This window comes from Micromonospora sp. HK10 (genome assembly GCF_000982955.1).
GTDB lineage: Bacteria > Actinomycetota > Actinomycetes > Mycobacteriales > Micromonosporaceae > Micromonospora.
Map to the genome: position 1 here is coordinate 1 of NZ_KQ058668.1, position 16412 is coordinate 16412.

The 16412-nt window shown below is 72.6% G+C and carries 15 protein-coding genes; 6 read left to right on the forward strand and 9 right to left on the reverse strand.

From position 1 onward, the window contains the following. Positions 1-67 precede the first annotated feature (67 nt). Positions 68-1693 carry a pectate lyase family protein gene (locus LQ51_RS02370; RefSeq protein ID WP_046562962.1) on the forward strand — a complete coding sequence of 542 codons (1626 nt, stop codon included), beginning with the start codon at positions 68-70 and terminating at the stop codon, positions 1691-1693. Between the two features lie 201 nt (positions 1694-1894). On the opposite strand, the gene LQ51_RS02380 is transcribed toward LQ51_RS02370, so the two are convergent. Continuing rightward, positions 1895-2854 (reverse strand): quinone oxidoreductase family protein, encoded by a 960-nt coding sequence (locus LQ51_RS02380; RefSeq protein WP_046562964.1) that lies wholly within the window; start codon positions 2852-2854, stop codon positions 1895-1897. Positions 2855-3172: 318 nt separating this feature from the next. Here LQ51_RS02380 and LQ51_RS02385 point away from each other — a divergent pair, with 318 nt between their 5' ends. Next, positions 3173-3805, forward strand: a complete 633-nt coding sequence (locus tag LQ51_RS02385) for a TetR/AcrR family transcriptional regulator C-terminal domain-containing protein (protein ID WP_046562965.1) — start codon at positions 3173-3175, stop codon at positions 3803-3805. A gap of 54 nt (positions 3806-3859) precedes the next feature. Here LQ51_RS02385 and LQ51_RS02390 read toward each other — a convergent pair whose 3' ends face one another. Continuing rightward, positions 3860-4495 (reverse strand): DedA family protein, encoded by a 636-nt coding sequence (locus LQ51_RS02390; protein WP_046562966.1) that lies wholly within the window; start codon positions 4493-4495, stop codon positions 3860-3862. Positions 4496-4683: 188 nt separating this feature from the next. On the opposite strand from LQ51_RS02390, the gene LQ51_RS02395 reads away from it, so the two are divergent. Beyond that, on the forward strand, positions 4684-5124 hold the full coding sequence (locus LQ51_RS02395; protein WP_046562967.1) for an ATP-binding protein: 441 nt from the start codon (positions 4684-4686) through the stop codon (positions 5122-5124). A 61-nt stretch (positions 5125-5185) separates the two neighbouring features. Beyond that, positions 5186-6037, forward strand: coding sequence for an HD domain-containing protein (locus tag LQ51_RS02400; protein ID WP_046562968.1), 852 nt, complete (start codon positions 5186-5188; stop codon positions 6035-6037). Between the two features lie 75 nt (positions 6038-6112). Here LQ51_RS02400 and LQ51_RS02405 read toward each other — a convergent pair whose 3' ends face one another. From LQ51_RS02405 to LQ51_RS02425, 5 genes are all read right to left on the reverse strand, one after another. Continuing rightward, positions 6113-6592 (reverse strand): barstar family protein, encoded by a 480-nt coding sequence (locus LQ51_RS02405; RefSeq protein ID WP_082159233.1) that lies wholly within the window; start codon positions 6590-6592, stop codon positions 6113-6115. 66 nt (positions 6593-6658) lie between these two features. Next, the gene (locus tag LQ51_RS02410) at positions 6659-7111 is read right to left on the reverse strand and encodes a ribonuclease domain-containing protein (RefSeq protein WP_369799813.1); all 453 of its coding nucleotides are present in this window, start codon (positions 7109-7111) and stop codon (positions 6659-6661) included. A gap of 177 nt (positions 7112-7288) precedes the next feature. Next, positions 7289-8554 (reverse strand): cellulose-binding domain-containing protein, encoded by a 1266-nt coding sequence (locus LQ51_RS02415; protein WP_046562970.1) that lies wholly within the window; start codon positions 8552-8554, stop codon positions 7289-7291. Between the two features lie 212 nt (positions 8555-8766). Further along, positions 8767-11694, reverse strand: coding sequence for a M36 family metallopeptidase (locus LQ51_RS02420; protein WP_046562971.1), 2928 nt, complete (start codon positions 11692-11694; stop codon positions 8767-8769). Between the two features lie 182 nt (positions 11695-11876). Continuing rightward, complete coding sequence (locus tag LQ51_RS02425) at positions 11877-12119, reverse strand: hypothetical protein (RefSeq protein ID WP_046562972.1); 243 nt, start codon at positions 12117-12119, stop codon at positions 11877-11879. Between the two features lie 116 nt (positions 12120-12235). Here LQ51_RS02425 and LQ51_RS02430 point away from each other — a divergent pair, with 116 nt between their 5' ends. Continuing rightward, on the forward strand, positions 12236-13606 hold the full coding sequence (locus tag LQ51_RS02430) for a helix-turn-helix domain-containing protein (protein WP_046562986.1): 1371 nt from the start codon (positions 12236-12238) through the stop codon (positions 13604-13606). 176 nt (positions 13607-13782) lie between these two features. On the opposite strand, the gene LQ51_RS02435 is transcribed toward LQ51_RS02430, so the two are convergent. Both LQ51_RS02435 and LQ51_RS02440 read right to left on the reverse strand, forming a co-directional pair. Then, positions 13783-15036, reverse strand: a complete 1254-nt coding sequence (locus LQ51_RS02435) for a hypothetical protein (protein ID WP_046562973.1) — start codon at positions 15034-15036, stop codon at positions 13783-13785. 349 nt (positions 15037-15385) lie between these two features. Further along, positions 15386-15625: a winged helix-turn-helix domain-containing protein gene (locus tag LQ51_RS02440; RefSeq protein ID WP_046562974.1), complete on the reverse strand. Its 240-nt coding sequence runs from the start codon at positions 15623-15625 to the stop codon at positions 15386-15388. A gap of 315 nt (positions 15626-15940) precedes the next feature. Here LQ51_RS02440 and LQ51_RS02445 point away from each other — a divergent pair, with 315 nt between their 5' ends. After that, a complete protein-coding gene (locus tag LQ51_RS02445) occupies positions 15941-16219 on the forward strand; it encodes a DivIVA domain-containing protein (protein ID WP_231605222.1) in 279 nt (92 codons plus the stop codon). The last annotated feature ends 193 nt before the right edge of the window (positions 16220-16412 follow it).

Here is a 16412-nt window from a genome sequence, read left to right on the forward strand (position 1 = left end):
AAACCCATAGGGACACCCCCCCACCCCGTCCCCGGGCCTCGCGCCCACCAGCACAGGAGGAAGCACCGTGCGACTCCGACACCACCATCGAGGTCTGCTGGCCACGGCCGGCGCCGGCCTCACCGCGCTGCTGCTCACCGTCGGCATGGCCGGCAACGCCGCCGCGGCCACCCTGTTCACCGACACCTTCGACGACGGCAACGCCGACGGCTGGTCCAAGTCCGGCGGGGACTGGTCGGTGGTCACCGACGGCTCCCCCGCCTACCGGCAGGGCAACAACGCCAGCGAACTGGCCCGCGCCTTCGCCGGCCAGACCGGCTGGACCGACTACCGGGTGCAGGCCCGGGTCAAGCCGTTGTCGTTCAACGGCGGCAACCGGTTGGTCGGCCTGGCGTCCCGCTCCACCAGCTCCACCAAGATGTACCGGCTGGCGCTGACCAACGCGGGCCGCGCCGAACTCCAGATGGTCAACGGCAGCCAGCTCAGCGTGCTCGGCTCCGCCGCGCTGGCCGTCACCACCGGCACCTGGTACACGCTGCGGATCGAGGCCACCGGCAGCACGATCACGGGCTTCGTGAACGGCGCCCGGATCGGCGCCGGCACCGACACGGCCTACTCGGCCGGGCGGATCGCGCTGGTCACCGCGTACGCGAGCGCGGTCTTCGACGACGTCGTGGTGGACGGCGCCGGCGGCACCCCGACCACCTCGGCACCGACCACCGCGCCGACCACGACGGCGCCCACCACGCCCCCGCCGACCACGCCGCCGCCGACGAGCACGCCGCCCACCACCGGGCTGGTCGGCTGGGCCACCCAGAACGGCGGCACCACCGGCGGGGCCGGCGGCGGCACCGTCACCGTGAGCGACCCGACCGCGCTCGCCAACGCGGTGGCCGGCGACACCGCGACCACGGTACGGGTCAACGGCGCGTTCACCTGCGCCACCGAGATCCGGGTCGGTTCGAACAAGACGGTCATCGGCGTCGGGTCGAGCGCCGGGCTGACCGGCTGCGGCCTCAACCTGCGGGACGCCCGCAACATCATCATCCGCAACCTGAAGATCGCCAAGGTACGCGCCGGCGTCGGCAACGGCGACGCCATCCACCTGGACAACTCCACCAACGTCTGGATCGACCACAACGACCTGTCCAGCGACACCACCAGCGGCACCGACTACTACGACGGCCTGCTCGACATCACCCACGGGTCCAACTTCGTCACCGTCTCCTGGAACCGGCTGCACGACCACGTGAAGTGCTCGCTGGTCGGGCACAGCGACAGCAACTCCGGCGAGGACACCGGCAAGCTGAAGGTGACCTACCACCACAACGCGTTCAGCAACTGCTTCCAGCGCAACCCGCGGGTGCGCTTCGGCAACCCGGTGCACGTGTTCAACAACTACTACGTGAACACCGCGAACCCGTCCTACAGCTACGGCATCGCCACCACCTGCGGCGCCGGGGTGCTGGTCGAGGGGAACTCCTTCGAGAACATGACCGACCCGACGCACGTCGGCGAGGGCTCCTCGCCGGCCGGCAACCTGGTCGAGCGGAACAACCTGTACGTCAACTCGGGCACCCCGCAGACGGCCGGCAGCGTGGCCGCCGTCCCGTACGCCTACACCCTGGACGCGGCCAGCACGGTGAAGTCGACGGTGACCGCCGGCGCCGGTACCGGCCGGATCAGCGGCTGACCGACCGAAGCGAGATCCGGGCCGGCGTCCCGTTCGGGACGCCGGCCCGGCAGGTCGCCACCCCGGGCCGGCAGGCAGAGCCAGCCGGGCAGCAGAAGAGTCAGATAGAAGTCCCAAGCAGGGTCCGGAAAGGCGCTCGCGTTGCCGTTTTCCACCGTAGTTGGGGCAGTCCTCGAAGCGAGTGATCGGCCGAGGGACCTGTCACGGCACAATGACGAGCCTGCTGCCCCGGAGATCGGTACGTTGCCAGGCGGTTTCGATATCGCTCAGTGGGACCTTCACCACGTCGAAGGTCAGCTCGCCGGCGAGCGCCCACGTCACGACCTGCTCATACACCTCATGCATGGTCTGCGGGCCGAGTCCTCTGGCCGCGCCGTAGATCTCGACCCCGGAGGTGCGCAGGCTCTCGGCAGGGAGGACGAGCGCAGCGCCGGCGGACTCGCCGATCTGGATCAGCCGGGTCGGTTTCGAAAACGCCAATGTCTGCGGGACCAGCGACCGCAGCAGGATCTCGGTGGGGCGGCCCCAGAGGTAGTCCAGCACGACGTCGTAGCCATCCCCCTTGGCATCGAGGTATGCCTGCGTCAGCGCTTCGTCCGGTACGGCGGTGTTGATCACCTCATCGGCGCCAAGGATCTGCACCTCACGTAGTTGGTCGTCGTCGCGGCCGGTCGCGACGATCCGCCCGGCGCCAAGCAGCCGGGCCACCTGCACTGCGAGGCGCCCCGCGACCCCGGTCGCGCCCTGCACGAGCACGGTTTCGCCCGAGACGAAGCCAGCGGCGGTCTTGATGGACATGCCGGTGATCGCCGTACCCAGCACGGTGGCGATCGCCGGATCGATGCCCACGGCGATCGGCACGTACGCGCCCTTGGGCACCACGGTCTTTTCGGCGAGCGCACCATAGGGCCGGCGTGGGTTGCCGAACCCGACCAGGGTGCCGTCCGGCAACGCGCCGATGCCGTCGAAGGCGGGAATCGCCGGCAGCTGTGCGGTGTACTGCCGGCTCGCGTAGTGCGCGCCGGCCGCGATGCGCTTGTCGACGTTCTCGACCGCGACCGCCCTCACGTCGATGACCACCTCATCGTCGGCGGCCACGGGGTCCGGGAAGTCCTCGTAACGAGGGATGCCACCGACCTCGTGCAACACCGCCGCCTTCATCACAGCTCCCGGCCGAAGAACGTCGCGACCCGACGCTGCCAGGACCGCATGAACCGGGCAGGGCGGGCGGGCGAGTGGTTCCACCGGTGGTTCAGCGAAGGGTGAGCCGCGACGCCAACGGGGCGCCGCGCCCGGCCGTGGACCGCCGTGCCCTGGTGTCCGGCCGGCCGCTCGGCGTGCCTGGGCACTCCGCGAATGCGATGTGTCGCCCAGTGCAGCAGGCCGCCGAACGAGCGCTTGTCTGTCATCGCCGCCTCCGTCTCTATCAGTGATAGAGGGAATCTAGCACTGATAGAGTGCCGGCGGGAGGTACCGAAATTGGCGCTAGACCGACAGCGGATCGTCGCCGAGGCGGTCGCCCTGCTGGACGCCGAGGGCCTCGACGGCGTGACGACCCGCAAACTCGCCGCGCGACTGGGCGTGCAATCGCCGACCCTCTACTGGCATCTGCCCAACAAGGCGGCCCTGGTCACCGCGATTGCCGACGCGATCCTCGACCAGCAGTTCGGCGAGCTGTCACCACCCGAGCCGGATCAACATTGGCAGGACTGGTTACGCGGCCTCGCCGAGCGGCTGCGTCGCGCACTGCTCGCCCATCCGGACGGCGCCCGCGTCATCTCCGCCTCCCAGCTCTCCCGCACCATGGCCGCGATCTCCGAACTCGCCATGAGCACCCTGGTGGCACGCGGCATCCCGCTGCGGCAGGCCCGCGTGATCGTCCTGACCGTCGAGCGCTTCACGGTCGGCCACGTCCTCGAAGAACAGGCCCCCCGCCCGGACGCGGACGCCCTGAAGAACTTCGACATGGCCACCTTCACCGAACAGCACCCGACCGCGGTCGCTGCCATCACCGAATACTTCCAACCCGGCCGCACCGTGGACGACCTGTTCCGCGACTGTCTGGAGGTGGTCATCGAGGGCGCCGCGGTCAAAGCCAGGGCCACCTCCTGATCGGTGCTCCGCAGGAGCTTGGCAAGCTTCTTGGCCTGCTCCCTGCGCGGCGGGTCAGCGCCGGCCGGCGGGTGCCGCCCGCTCCCGCGCCGCGGCCCGCCGGTTGACCACGATCCGGGCGGCCACCACCAGCACCACGACGGCCAGCACCGCCTCCCCGGCCCAGCCGAGCCGCCGCTCCAACAGCCGGTACGACGCCCCGGCCAGGTAGCCGGCCACCGCCACGACCACCGCCCAGAGCGTCCCGCCGGCCAGGTTCGCCAGCGTGAAGGCGCGCCGGGGGATGCCGCTGAGCCCGGCCAGCCCGGGCACCAGCGCGCGCAGCGCCGCCGCCCAGCGCCCCACCACCACCGCCGTCGCGCCCCGGCGGCGCACCAGGTCCAGCGCCCGCCGCAGCTCCCCGCTCCGGACGAAGCGCCGGGGCGTACGCGCCAGCAGCCGCCGGCCGTAGCGACGGCCGACCTGGTAGCCCACCTGGTCGCCGAGCGCCGCGCCGGCCACCGCGGCCATGATCACCGCCCACAACGGCAGCCGCCCCTCGTGGGCCAGCACGCCACCGACCAGCACCGCCACCTCGCCGGGCACGAGCAGGCCGAGGAAGGTCGACGCCTCCAGCGCCGGCAGCAGGAAGACCAGCGCCAGGACCAGCGCGGGCGGCAGCCCCACGAGCAGGTCCAGCACCCGGTCCATACGCCGATTGTGCCCCGGGCCAGTCCGCCCGGGGCCCGGCGCGGGTCCACCGGGCCGGATCCCGGTTCGAACCGCCGGGTCGGGGAATGAAGCCCAGGGTGACCGGGGACAATAGCCGGGGACGGGCCACGGACGGCGCCGCTGGGCGGCCGGGCACGGCGGCGGACACGGGGACAGGAGGGCCGGAGATGGAGGGTGTCGTGGGCAGCGACGCCGTCGCACCGTCCCGGCCACGATCCGGCCAGGTGCTCACCCTCACCGTGCCGGCCGACCCGGGGCAGCTCGCCCCCACCCGGGAGCGGCTGCGACGCTGGCTGCACGGGCTCGGCGTCGACGAGTGGGACGTCGAGACGGTCCTCATCGCCACCGGCGAGGCGTGCGCCAACGCGATCGAGCACGGCTACCGGTTCGCCCCGGAGGGGATCACCACGGTCCGCGCCGAGCTGCGCGGCGACCTGCTGGAGATCGAGATCAGCGACCACGGCAGCTGGCGGGAGGACGCCGGCGGGGACACCGCCGACCGGGGCCGGGGGCGGCTGATCATGGCGCGGGTGATGGACGAGGCGACCATCCAGGGCACCCCGGAGGGTACGACGGTGCGCCTGGTCAAGCGGCTCGGCGCCGGCTGACGGCGGTCGGGTGGCCGACCGCGCGGCCCCGCCGGTAGCGAAGATCAGCTATAAGGGACGCATGGAGTTCCCCGCCTACCTGGCGACCATGCCGATGCACGCGATCACCGAAATCCACGGCGAGCCCGGGCTGCGCGCCCGGTTCCGGCTGGAGATCGAGGCGTTCGACGAGACCGCGCGGGGCCGGCTGACCGCCGCCGAGGAACTGGCCGCCACGTTGCACCGCGACGACCGCCGGGTCCGCGAGCCGTACCTCAACCACCTGCTGCGGGTGGCGATCCGGATGATGCACCACTACCAGGTGCGGGACGTGGACGTGATCGTGGCGGGCCTGCTGCACGACACGGTGGAGGACCACCCGGTGGAGCTGGCCGGCCTGCGGCGGTGCCCGTCCGGCGCCGACCCGGAGCTGGCCGCCGCCGGCCGGATGACGGACCTCGCCACCCCGGGGCGGGACGCCGCCGGCCCGATGACGGACGCCGACCCGGGGCTGGGTACGGCCGGCCCCGGGCCGGAGACCGCCGAGCCGACCGGGGCGGCGCTGGCCGTGCTGGCCGACCGGTTCGGCCCACGGGTGGCCCGCCTGGTCGGCGCGGTCACCAACCCGGCGTACGACCCGGGGCGGGACCGGCACGTGCAGTACTGCGAGCACGTCGCGGCGAGCCTGGACCGGGAGCCGTGGGCCCGGGTGATCAAGGTGTCCGACTTCACCGACAACGGCGTTGGCGTGATCCACACCACCGGGCCGAAGGTGGCCCGGTCGGCGGCGAAGTACCGGCCGCTGGTGCCGGTGTTCCGGGACCTGATCGCCCGGCCGGACACGCCGCTTTCCGCGCCGGTGAAGCGGCACATCTTCGCCCAGCTCGACCTCGCCGAGGAACGGTTCAGCGCCATCCTCGACCAGCCGAACTGACCGCCGCCGCGGCGGGCGGGTTGTCAACGGGCCGGGGGTCAGCCGGCGGGCTGGGGATCAGCCGGCGGGCTGGGATCAGCCGGCGGGCGGGGGCGCGTCGCGGCCGTCGCGGGCCGCGGTGAGCCGCCGGTGCAGGGCCGGGAGCCGGTCGGCCGGCTCGCGCAGCACCACCCGCAGCGGGTACCGCCCGCCGGAGGCGACCCCGCCGAGCACGTCGAGCAGGATGCCGAGCTGCGCGGGCGGCTCGTCGACCAGCAGTTGCCCGGCGTCGCGGACCTCCAGGGTGAGCGGTCCGGCGTCGAGCCGATCGGCCAGCACGTCGGCCAGGGCGTCGAAGTTGCGGCCGAACCAGTGGGGCAGGGCCAGCGCGGCGGTCAGCGCGTCGAAGAGGCCGGCCCGGTTCCGGGCGGCCGCCCCGGCCAGCGCCACGCCGGCCGGCACCGGGGCGGGTCCGGCCGACTCCGGGGCCGGTCCGGCCGGATCGAGGGCCCGTCCGGCCGGATCGAGGGCCGGTCCGGCTGTGATGGTCAGCCAGCCCGCCGGGTGGGCAGCCATTGGGTGCCTCCTCTCCCGCCGGGTGGGCCGGACCGCGCGGGGCGGCCCGGCCCGGGCGGCGGCCGGTCAGAGCCGGTAGAAGTTCGCGTAGTGGTCGGGCGAGAACCAGGTCACCCCGGTGCTCCGGTTCACCACGATCCGGTACGCGTCGCGGGACGCCCCGCAGGCGCGCGGATAGACGTCGTACTCGTAGTAGGTGGCGCCGGTGGGCAGTTGCCCCTCCCGGTTGTAGAACTGCCCACCGGCGAAGTTGCACTGCCCGCCGCTCCACGAGTACCAGCCCCGGCTGGTCGGGAAGCTCTTGCCGGACCAACCGGAGCGGGCGGTACGGGCGTCGACGCAGCGGGTCATCGTGCACGAGCTGTAGACGGCGGCCTGGGCGGGCTCGGCGAGCCTCGGTGACACCACCGAGGGGCCGACGAGCGCGCTGGCGACCATCGCCGTGAGCAGGGTGAGCGCGCCGAGGATGCGGCGTACGCGGGAGCCGGTGGCGGGCAGCGGGGTCGTAGGCGTGGTCAAGGGGTCCTCCCTGTCCGGATACGACGACATCGACCGACGTCTTTGCGTCGGTCGCGCCCAGTCTGGCGGTGATCGCCGCCCACCGGAAGGTCCCGGGGGAAAACGGTGCCGCACCGGCGGGTGAATACCGGGTGGGTGGCCCGGGGCCGGGCGCGGCGGCCCGGCCCCGGTTCGCGCTCAGCAGCCGATCCGGCTGCTGCCCAGCGCCACGTCGTCGAACCAGAGGGTGTCCGACGCCCCGCCGTAGCTCTCCCAACCCAGCTTCAGGTCGGTCAGCGCCGGTCGCCAGGTACGCCCGTACCACTGCCCGTCGATGTCGTGGGTGGGCACGCCGTCCGCGGTCAGCCCGGTGATCGCGGCCCCGTCCAGCCAGGTACGCAGCTGCCCGGTGCCGCCGTCCACCATGAACTCCAGGCAGGACCAGCGGCCGGTGGGCAGCGGCACGCTCAACGCCACCCCCGCCGGGCTCTGCTCGGGCAGGGTGGCGTCGTCGGAGGACCGGTTCCACTGCATGGCGCCGTTCTGTCCACCCATCCGCAGGTCGCGGTTGCCGTCCGCGGCGTCGTTCATGGCCAGCAGGGTGACGTGGTCGGCGGGGAGCGCCGTGCTGTGCCGGACCCAGAGCCGGCCGTAGCGCACCGCGCCGACCCCGGACAGGTCGCGGTTGGCCCGGATGAAGACGTGGTTGCAGTAGTTGCCGCCACCGTTGACCCGCACCGAGCGGGTGCCGCTGTGGACGGTGGCGGTGTCCACGGTGGCGGTGCCGGTGCCCGAGCAGTCCGGGTGCACCACGCTCCAGTCGCCGGCCGGCGCGGTGCCGGTCTGGTTCTCGAAGCCGTCGCAGAGCACCGCGCCGGCGCAGCCGGCCGGCGGCGGCCCGGTCGGGCTCGGCGAGATCGTCGGGCTCGGCGAATTGGTCGGGCTCGGCGAGATCGTGGGGCTCGGCGACACCGTCGGACTCGGCGAGACGGTCGGGCTTGGCGAGACGGTCGGCGAGGTCGTCGGAGAGGTCGTCGGCGACGGCGGCGCGCCGTTGCAGGGCACGCCGTTGAGCGCGAAGGCGGTCGGCGCCGGCGCGCTCGCGCCGACCGTGCCCTGGACGCCGAACTCGGTGGCGCCGCCGGCCGGCACGCTGCCGTTCCAGGTGGCGTTGCGGGCGGTGACGGTGGCGCCGGACTGGCTGACCACGGCGTTCCAGGCGCCGGTGATCCGCTGGTCGCCGGGGTAGGTCCAGGTGACCGTCCAGCCGTTCACGGCGGTGTCGCCGGGGGCGACCCGGACCGTGGCGGTGAACCCGCCCGGCCACACGTTGGGCAGGTAGTCGACCTGGCAGCCCTGGGCGGCGGCGGCCGGACCGGCCACCAGCGGGGTGACGACGACGGCGGCGGCCAGGGTGGTGGCGACCGCCACCACCGGGGCGAGACGGGCGTGGGAGATCCTCATCGGGGTCCTCTCAACGGACCGCCGGTCGCGGGACCGGCGGTGCGGAAGCTGCGGGGACCTCGCGTGCCGACGCGCGGGAACGCGCGCGGACCTGCCCGGCTCGGGCGGGGACGTGCAAGCCGCCGTACGGCGGCGCCCGTCGGCCAATGTAGTGATGTTTGGCGATGCGTGGCAAGGGGTGCGGGCGGGCCGTGCCCGCCCGCACCCGTCGCCTACTGCGCGAACGCCTGGAACTCGGCGATCCGCACGTTCTGCGCCTGCGGGCTGGCGGTGGCGCAGTCGGTCGCCGCCCGCGGGTCGGCGTCCTGCTCACCGGCGTAGTCCGGCGCGCCGGTGCACTGGTTGGTTACCACCTCGACCCGCAGGTGGGTCGCCTTGGTCCGCGGGATGTCGAAGGACCGGATGATCAGCTCCGGGGCGCGCGGCCGGGGCGCGACCGACGGGAAGGCATCCGCCCGACTGGTGTAGACGGCCCGGAAGTCGCCCGGCTGGGTGCAGGTCACCGCGCCCTTCGCCGTGCAGGCGAGGACCCGGAACTGGCGCAGCGCGGAGAACCGGCTCTGCGTGCCGGCGTCCGCGTCCCCCACCACCGGCGGGCGCAGCATCGCGCTGACCTGCACCCGCCGGACCTGCTGCACGCCGCCGGCCAGGTCCACGGTGACCTGCCGGCCGGCGACCGGCGCGCCCAGCGAGGCCCAGTTGGTGTTCTCGTCGTCGTCGGCGATCAGGCCCAGGTTGACCCCGTCCCCGCCGACCGTCGCGCCGGACGCGGCCGAGGCGAGATTGCGGCGCAGCTTGACCGGCAGGTCACGGACCTGGCCGGCCCGGACGGTGACCGGGCCGACCCGGACGTGCCCGTAGCCCGGCGCCCGGACCACGAACTCGTAGCGGCCGGGCACGAGGCGTACCGCGTCGGTCAGCGGGGTGGCCGCGTCGGTGTCGGCGACCGGCACGGCCCGCGCCTGGTAGCGGCCGACGAACAGCTGCGCCCCCGGCACCAGCCCGGCGTCCACCGGCCGCAAGCGCAGCACCCCCTCCTTGGCGTACGGGGAAGTGAAGTCGGGCCTCGGGTCGGCGTCGGCGTTGCCGGCGCTGGCCGCCGCCTCGCCGAGCCCGCGCGCCGCGAACGCGTTCCAGAGCAGGTCCTGGTTGGCGCCGCCGAAGCGGATCCGGTCGGCGGCCAGCATCGCGTCCCGGGCGTCGACCATGCTGACCTGGCCCACCGCCATCAGCAGGAACGAGTCGAAGACGAGCTGGATCCACCGCCGGTTGCCCGGGCAGGCGGTCACCGGCGTCGCCCCGGTGGCACAGGACTTCTGCACGGCCCGGTTCCCGGCGCCGTACCGGCGCATCATGGCCGACCGGATGTCGTAGTTGGTGGCGGTCCACACCTCTCCGGAGGCGTGCACCTGCAGACCGACGAAGTCGTAGTCGATCGCGCTGTAGTTCAGCGGGCTGCGGCTCATGTTGTAGTTGCGGATGCCCGCGTCCGGGTCGCCGGTGGTGTACTCGCCGATGGTGAAGCCGCGCCGGCCCGGCGCCGCGTACCCGTGCTCGTAGAGGTATTCCATGGCGAGCTGGTCCGACCAGCTCTCGCTCATCCCCTGCGGCGAGCTGACCCCGGTGCTCGGGCCGGCGATCATGCGGTTGCTGATCGCGTGGCCGTACTCGTGGGCGATCACCGACATGTCGAAGTCACCGTCCACGCAGGGCGCGTAGAAGGAGCCGGCGATCGGCTGCCACAGGTACATGTTGGTGATCGGGGCGATCCCGTCGCCCGGGGTGATCTGGTTGGCGTTGTCCCGGGCGGCGAAGCCGGGCGGACCGCCGCTGACGCCGCCGGCCTGGGCGTTGCCCTGCTCGGCGTCGTTGCCCAGCCCACCGCGGCCGAGGTTGTCCTGCTGGAGGTTCCAGGTCGCCTCGGTGAAGCCCAGGTGGTACGACCAGTCGTGCATCCGGTTGTGCATCGCGAACAGGTTGGCCCGGGCCGCGTCGATGTCGTTGGCCTGCGGCGAGGTGAAGGTGTCCGGGCTGCACCGCTGCTCGTACCACTGGTTGGTCCACGGGTAGGCGTAGTTCCGGTCGGGGCGCGGCGTCGCGGTCTCGGTGCCCACGCTGAACGGGTCGTTGCTGAACCAGTTCTGCACGGCGATCGCGTTGTTGCCCCGGGTCGTGGCGGTGGACGCCCCGGTCGCCGGGTCGACGTCCCAGGCCGGCGAACCGGGCACCCCGACCACCTCGGCGCAGCCGGCGGCCGGCGCGGCACACCAGCGCACCCGGGTGTCGGCGGAGGACTTGTCGACCCGCGGTGAGTTCGGGAAGACCTCCCAGGACGGGTTGTCCGCGTCGTGGTCCACCAGGTCCTCGCGGACCAGCACGGTGCCGTCGCGGGCGTCCACATAGCTGGCGTACGCGGCCGGCGCGGCGCCGGTGAGGTCGGCGCCCAGGGTCACCTCGTACGCCGCCCGCGCGCCCCGGTCGGCGGTCGGCACCGCCACCAGCGTGGTCCGCAGGAAGGTCGGGTCGGTGAGGCCGGCGTCGGCGGCGGCCGCCCGCCGCGCCTGCTCGGCACTGAGCGTAGCCGGGGCCGGCGCCGCGCCGTCCCGGGCCAGTGACGAGCTGACGTGCCACACCGCGCCGTCGCGTACGCCGACCGCGAGCACGCCGTCCACGGCGGCCGGCAGGTCGCCGAAGCGCTGGCGGAACAGCACGGTCGCGCCCTCGCCCATCGGGGCGACGGTCAACTGCTCCAGCGCCGCGGCCCCCGCCTCGGTCAGCCCGAGCAGCTCGCGGTTGGCCGCCACGTACGCCCGCGCGGCGGTCGCCGGGTCGGCGGGCAGACCGGTGGCGAGCGGGCGGTCGGTCGGGGTCAGGCTCGCCGGGGTGCCGAAGTCGGTCCACCGGACCCGGGCGCCGAGCGCGGCGGCCCGGTCCCGTTGCCGGCCGGTCGGGGCGGTCCGCCCCGTGCGGTTGTCCCGGGCCCTGCTGTCGTGGCTGTCGCCGGGCAGGTGCCCGGGTGTCGCCTGGCTCCGGCTCTCGTCCCGGGGTGCCGCCTGGCTGCTCGCTGTCGCGCTGAGCACCAGTCCGGCCGCGAGTAGCAGCGCGGTGGCCCCCGTCGTCGCACGCGATGGTGTGCGCACGGTCCCTCCTGTCGTCGAACGGCGATGTCCGTCCTGCCATCCGACCAGGCCATCGGGACGGTCGACACCAGCCGAACATCCACAGTTGCAGCTTTGTCGATGCAGTGCGGGCGCCACGGCGTACCAGACCTCCCCTGCCCACCCGCGCTTGATCTCCCACGGCCCGCGGTGACCAGGCGCGCCTACGGGTCCGGCCGCCGGAGGTACTGCGCGGCGAGCCGGACGAGGGCCGCGACGATTCCGCCGATCGCGGCGACGGCCGCTGTCGCCGCCGATTCCCCGCCGACTGTCGCTATCACCACCAGCGCCACAACGGCGATTCCACCAACCGCGAAGGCACGACTGATGATCGTTTCGGCTCGCCTCGTTCTGCTCGTGTCTTCCACGCCGCCCACCGTCGACCCCGTTTCGTCCAGCTTTCCCATTGAGGACAGCAGACGGGGCCGTTGAAGACTCGTATCGGTGCGCCGGATGAAAGAAGTTTGCGTGACACGAGATTCACGGCCAACACTCGACGGTGAGGGTCGGCGGGGAGGCTGCCATGGGCGTCGAGCGCCGGTGGTCCGAGTTGCCGGAGGCCAGGCAGGCGGCTGCGCTCGGCGATTTCGGCGCGCTCCTGCGTGTCGCTCGGATCGCAGCGCGGCTGACGCTATCCGAGGCCGGCGAGCGATGCGGTTACTCGGCGGCGACGTTGTCCCGGATCGAGCGGGGACGGCAGCGGCTGACCGATGTCACCGTGCTGCGACGGCTGGCCGCGGCTTTCGACATCCCACCGGAACTCTTCGGACTCGCCGACATTGACGGCCCGGCGTTGCGCCGAACCGGCACGCCAATCGATAGGGTGCCCGGTGAAGCAACACGGCGTGAAGGTGGAGACGATCCGGTGCGACGGCGTGAGGTACTCGGCGGGCTGGCCGGCCTGGTCGGCTCCACGCTCGCCGGAGACCCGCCGGTCCAGGCCTCGCCACCGCGCCGCGTCGTCACCAGCCTGGAAGACGTGCTGCTCGGTGGCGGTCCCGCGCCGGCCGGGCCGGTCGACCCGGTTCGGGTCCGCACCGCTCTCACCGCCGCCTGGTCCGACTTTCGCGCCTGCCGCTACGCCAGGCTGTCGGCTCGGCTGCCGCAGTTGGTAGCGGCGGCGTCGGCCGGTCACCTGACAGCGGCCGACGACGAACGCCCAGCCGCGGCGACCACGCTGGCCCAGGCGTATCACTTGACCATCCAGATGCTGGTCAAACTGCACGAGGACGCGATGGCATGGTCGGCGATGGACCGCGCCACGCAGGCGGCCCGCGACGTCGACGATCCGCTGCTGTCCGCCGAGACGGCGCGGGTGTCGGCGATCGTGCTGCGGCGGACCCGCCACGGAGAGCGCGCCCAGCAGACTCTGATCCGCGCGGCGCAGGACCTCGACCAGGCGACAGGGCTGAGATCAGCCGAGCAGGCTGCGACGTACGGACGGCTGTTGGCGACAGCCGCGTACACGGCAGCGGTCGAGGATCGCCGGGACACGGCCTGGGACCTGGTTGACGAGGCCGCCGAGGCAGGGCGCCGGAGCAGGGCCGGTGACGGGTTCGCGGATGTCGACGTTTCGCTCTACCGCATCAGCGTCGCCCGCGTGCTCGGCGACTTCGGAGCGGCGGTGCAGTACGCCCGCGCGCTGCGGCCCGAACAGTTGGGCAGCGTCGAGCGACGCGCCCGCTACTGGGAGGACTACGCGCTGGCGCTGCACGGCCGTGGCGCGCACGCGGAGTCGTTCCGCGCGCTGCTGGCTGCCGAGCGCACCGCGCCCCAGGAGGTCCGGTACCGGCCGTGGGCACAACAGCTCAGCGTCGCCCTGCTCGACGCTGACCGCCGCCGGACATTGCCTGGGCTGCGAAGCTTCGCCGCACGCATCGGCACGCCCACGTAAGCCGCCCTCTGCGCATACCGTCATGCCGCCTGGTGTGCCGAGGGTGACCGGTCAGACCTGCACGGCCGATCGGGGCAGACGCGGGCTGGACCACTTACGCCGATCTCGCCGCTCTCATGCCGGCCCACCCGGCGCCGTGCTCGTCGCGCGGGTGCAGGCCGCCGCAATTGACGGTTTCAGTCCTTCCCGTCGTGTCCCTCATCGTCGCCGCGCCGACGGAGCGCTCGCTCGGCGATCCGGCTGGAGAGCTTGCCCGTCGCCCATCTGGCTCGGCCGAGGGTCTCGTCGCCGAGGCGTCGGGCGGCACCAACGCCCTCTGCTCCCGTCTCGAGCGCCTTGTCCCTCGCTTCCTTGGCCGCGTCCGTCCATCGTCTCGCCTCCGACGACTGTCGATCGCCCTCGATCCCGAGCCGCCCGTGGAACTCGACGATGGCGGTCGACACATGGTTACTCGCCTTTACCACGGCTGGCGAGTCCATCGGATTCAGCAGCACCTTGGCGTTGGCGCGGCCCGCGGCCGCGTCCATGCGGGCCACCAGGCGCTCGGTGCACCGGGAGATGAGTTCCAGCCGGTTCTGCCGGGCAGCCCGCAGCCCGAGGCGGTGCCCGTCCAACTCCCCCGGCGACGCGTCCAGCACCCGGTCGAGTTCGAGCACGGCGATCGCGTCCTGCAGTTGGAAGCAGCGGGCCAGGACAGCGAGCCACTCCTGCCCCTTGGACTCCGCTTCCCTGGCCGCCTTGGCGAGATCACCGATCGTGGTCTTGCGCTCCAGCTTCTCCGCGAGCGCGTCGAGTTGACGCAACGCGTACGCCTGGGTCTCCGCGATCGTCGCGGGCGCGCCCTGCACCTTCGACCAGGTGACCTCGTCGACCCGGCCGCGCTGCTCGCGGATGGTCATCGACTCCTCGATCACGAAACCCACGCCGATCATGCGGGCCAACACGGCGTCCTTCTGGGCGCGGAGCACATCGTCGACCTTCTCGTCGATCGTGGCGAGATAGTCGGTGATCTCCTTCATGCTCTGCTGCATCGCAAGCTGCGCCATGATCCCCGCGGCACCGGCCAGCATCGCCGGGTTGGCCGCGATCGCGCCGGGCCCCTTCGACGAGATCTGGAGCCATTTCTGGATCGAACCCGGATTCCCCACCATCGCGTGGCTGACCCCTGGCGTCCTGGTTGGCATCAGACCGAACTTGTCGACGAGCTGTGCGGACTCCTTGGTCAGTTGCACCCAGCGGCCCGAGTGGGCGGCGATCTCGGAACCCGTCTGTGCCGCGGCGGCCCCGGCACTGAGGACGGACCCGAGCCGAGGAAGTCCGAGGTCCGTCGACGGTAGTCCCTCGGAGACGAGGAAGCGTTCGACGGCCGTCGGAGGTCCGATGACTGCCAGCCCATCGCCGTCACTGATCAGCTGAATCTCGTTAACCATCGTCGGCTCCTGGCGTGCGGAAGGGGTGGACACCGGCGGCCTTCGCTCGGGCACTGCTCGGCTCCGCGGCCACGGACCGCGTTGGCTGGCCGCCACGAGGCCAGCGCCGCGCCGGCGACGTGCAGGCGGTCGGTGGTTTCGACGCGGAAGCCGGCGTAGCTGTCCGCCGGGACGGCGTCCCGCTCCGGGTCGACCTCACCGTGCCACTGGCATACCCGGTGGCCGGGTCCTTGACCTGCTTCCGCAGGTCGGACCGGAGCAGCTTCCGGTCGATCACGCGGAAACTCTAGTCGTCCCGCTCACGGGACGGAGGTACCCGTAAGGCCCGTTCTCGCCGACGGGTCGCTACCTACGGCTCCCGCATCCAGAGCTTCGGGTCGTTGACGAACACGCCCTTGCCCTGGTGCCGCCAGATGACCCGCAGTGCTTCAAGCCGCACGTAGACCTGCTTGACGGTTGACGGGCTGACCTTGTGCGTCGCGGCAAGCTGCGCGATCGAGGGCAGCTTGGCCCCCGGCTTGAGCTTGTTGGCTCTGATGTCGGCGACGATCTCGTCGGCGATACGAATGTAGTCGGCGGTGATCGGCATGACTCCCCCTGCGTGGCACGCCAATTCGATCACGCAACGACACCCCGCAACAACTCTTCGTTTGACTCGGATGACTGGGACAGCTAAGTTGAAGACCGCCTCTCCCCCTTGCGTGGCAACAAGGAGCAGAGGCATCCCCATGGTCGGGGCGGGTGCGTGTGCCCGTCCCGACCCACCGGGCTGCCCCACTGCCGTACCGCTGAAAGCTGCGGCGGCGGAGCGGGCGGGCCGCCCGCGGCCGGCGTGCGGACGGCCCGCCCTTCCAGACCCACCGCACCGACCCTTCGCGCTTCCGTCTGCCCCGAAAGGACCGTCGTGACCCAGGTGTATCGAGGTGGCCAGCTCTACGTAAGCGGCCCGCCGGCCCGGTTGACCGCGCACGAGGCGCGGATTCGCGTGTTCGACCTGCGCCGCCGGGGCGTCGACCCCGATCAGGTACGCGAGTTCCAGGCCCAGGTCGCCGACGAGCTGGCCGACCTCCACCACTGGATTCGCCTGCTCAGCGAGGAGAACGGGCGGCTCAGGCGGGCGCTGCGCGACTGGCAGACGATGCACGCCCGCGAGTGCCGGCCACCGGACGAGGGCCACCGGTAGCGGTGCGACCGCGACCGGGTGACCTGCTGCGGATCGACGGTCGCGCCTCGGTGCAGTTCGCCGGCGACCGCGCCCTGACCTTCCGCGTCGTCTCGGTCTGTCCCAAGCCGACATACACCGGCTGGGTGTGGCTGACCGGCTACGTCATCGGCCGGCGCGGCCAGGCCATCGACCGGCGCGAAATCTTCGTCCA

What these genes read in the sequence shown, in the direction of transcription:
- LQ51_RS02380 (WP_046562964.1), bottom strand. Translation starts at nt 2,854, where the DNA reads ATGAAGGCGGCGGTGTTGCACGAGGTCGGTGGCATCCCTCGTTACGAG.
- LQ51_RS02390 (WP_046562966.1), bottom strand. Translation starts at nt 4,495, where the DNA reads ATGGACCGGGTGCTGGACCTGCTCGTGGGGCTGCCGCCCGCGCTGGTC.
- LQ51_RS02395 (WP_046562967.1), top strand. Translation starts at nt 4,684, where the DNA reads ATGGAGGGTGTCGTGGGCAGCGACGCCGTCGCACCGTCCCGGCCACGA.
- LQ51_RS02400 (WP_046562968.1), top strand. Translation starts at nt 5,186, where the DNA reads ATGGAGTTCCCCGCCTACCTGGCGACCATGCCGATGCACGCGATCACC.
- LQ51_RS02405 (WP_082159233.1), bottom strand. Translation starts at nt 6,592, where the DNA reads ATGGCTGCCCACCCGGCGGGCTGGCTGACCATCACAGCCGGACCGGCC.
- LQ51_RS02415 (WP_046562970.1), bottom strand. Translation starts at nt 8,554, where the DNA reads ATGAGGATCTCCCACGCCCGTCTCGCCCCGGTGGTGGCGGTCGCCACC.
- LQ51_RS02425 (WP_046562972.1), bottom strand. Translation starts at nt 12,119, where the DNA reads ATGGGAAAGCTGGACGAAACGGGGTCGACGGTGGGCGGCGTGGAAGAC.
- LQ51_RS02430 (WP_046562986.1), top strand. Translation starts at nt 12,236, where the DNA reads ATGGGCGTCGAGCGCCGGTGGTCCGAGTTGCCGGAGGCCAGGCAGGCG.
- LQ51_RS02435 (WP_046562973.1), bottom strand. Translation starts at nt 15,036, where the DNA reads ATGGTTAACGAGATTCAGCTGATCAGTGACGGCGATGGGCTGGCAGTC.
- LQ51_RS02440 (WP_046562974.1), bottom strand. Translation starts at nt 15,625, where the DNA reads ATGCCGATCACCGCCGACTACATTCGTATCGCCGACGAGATCGTCGCC.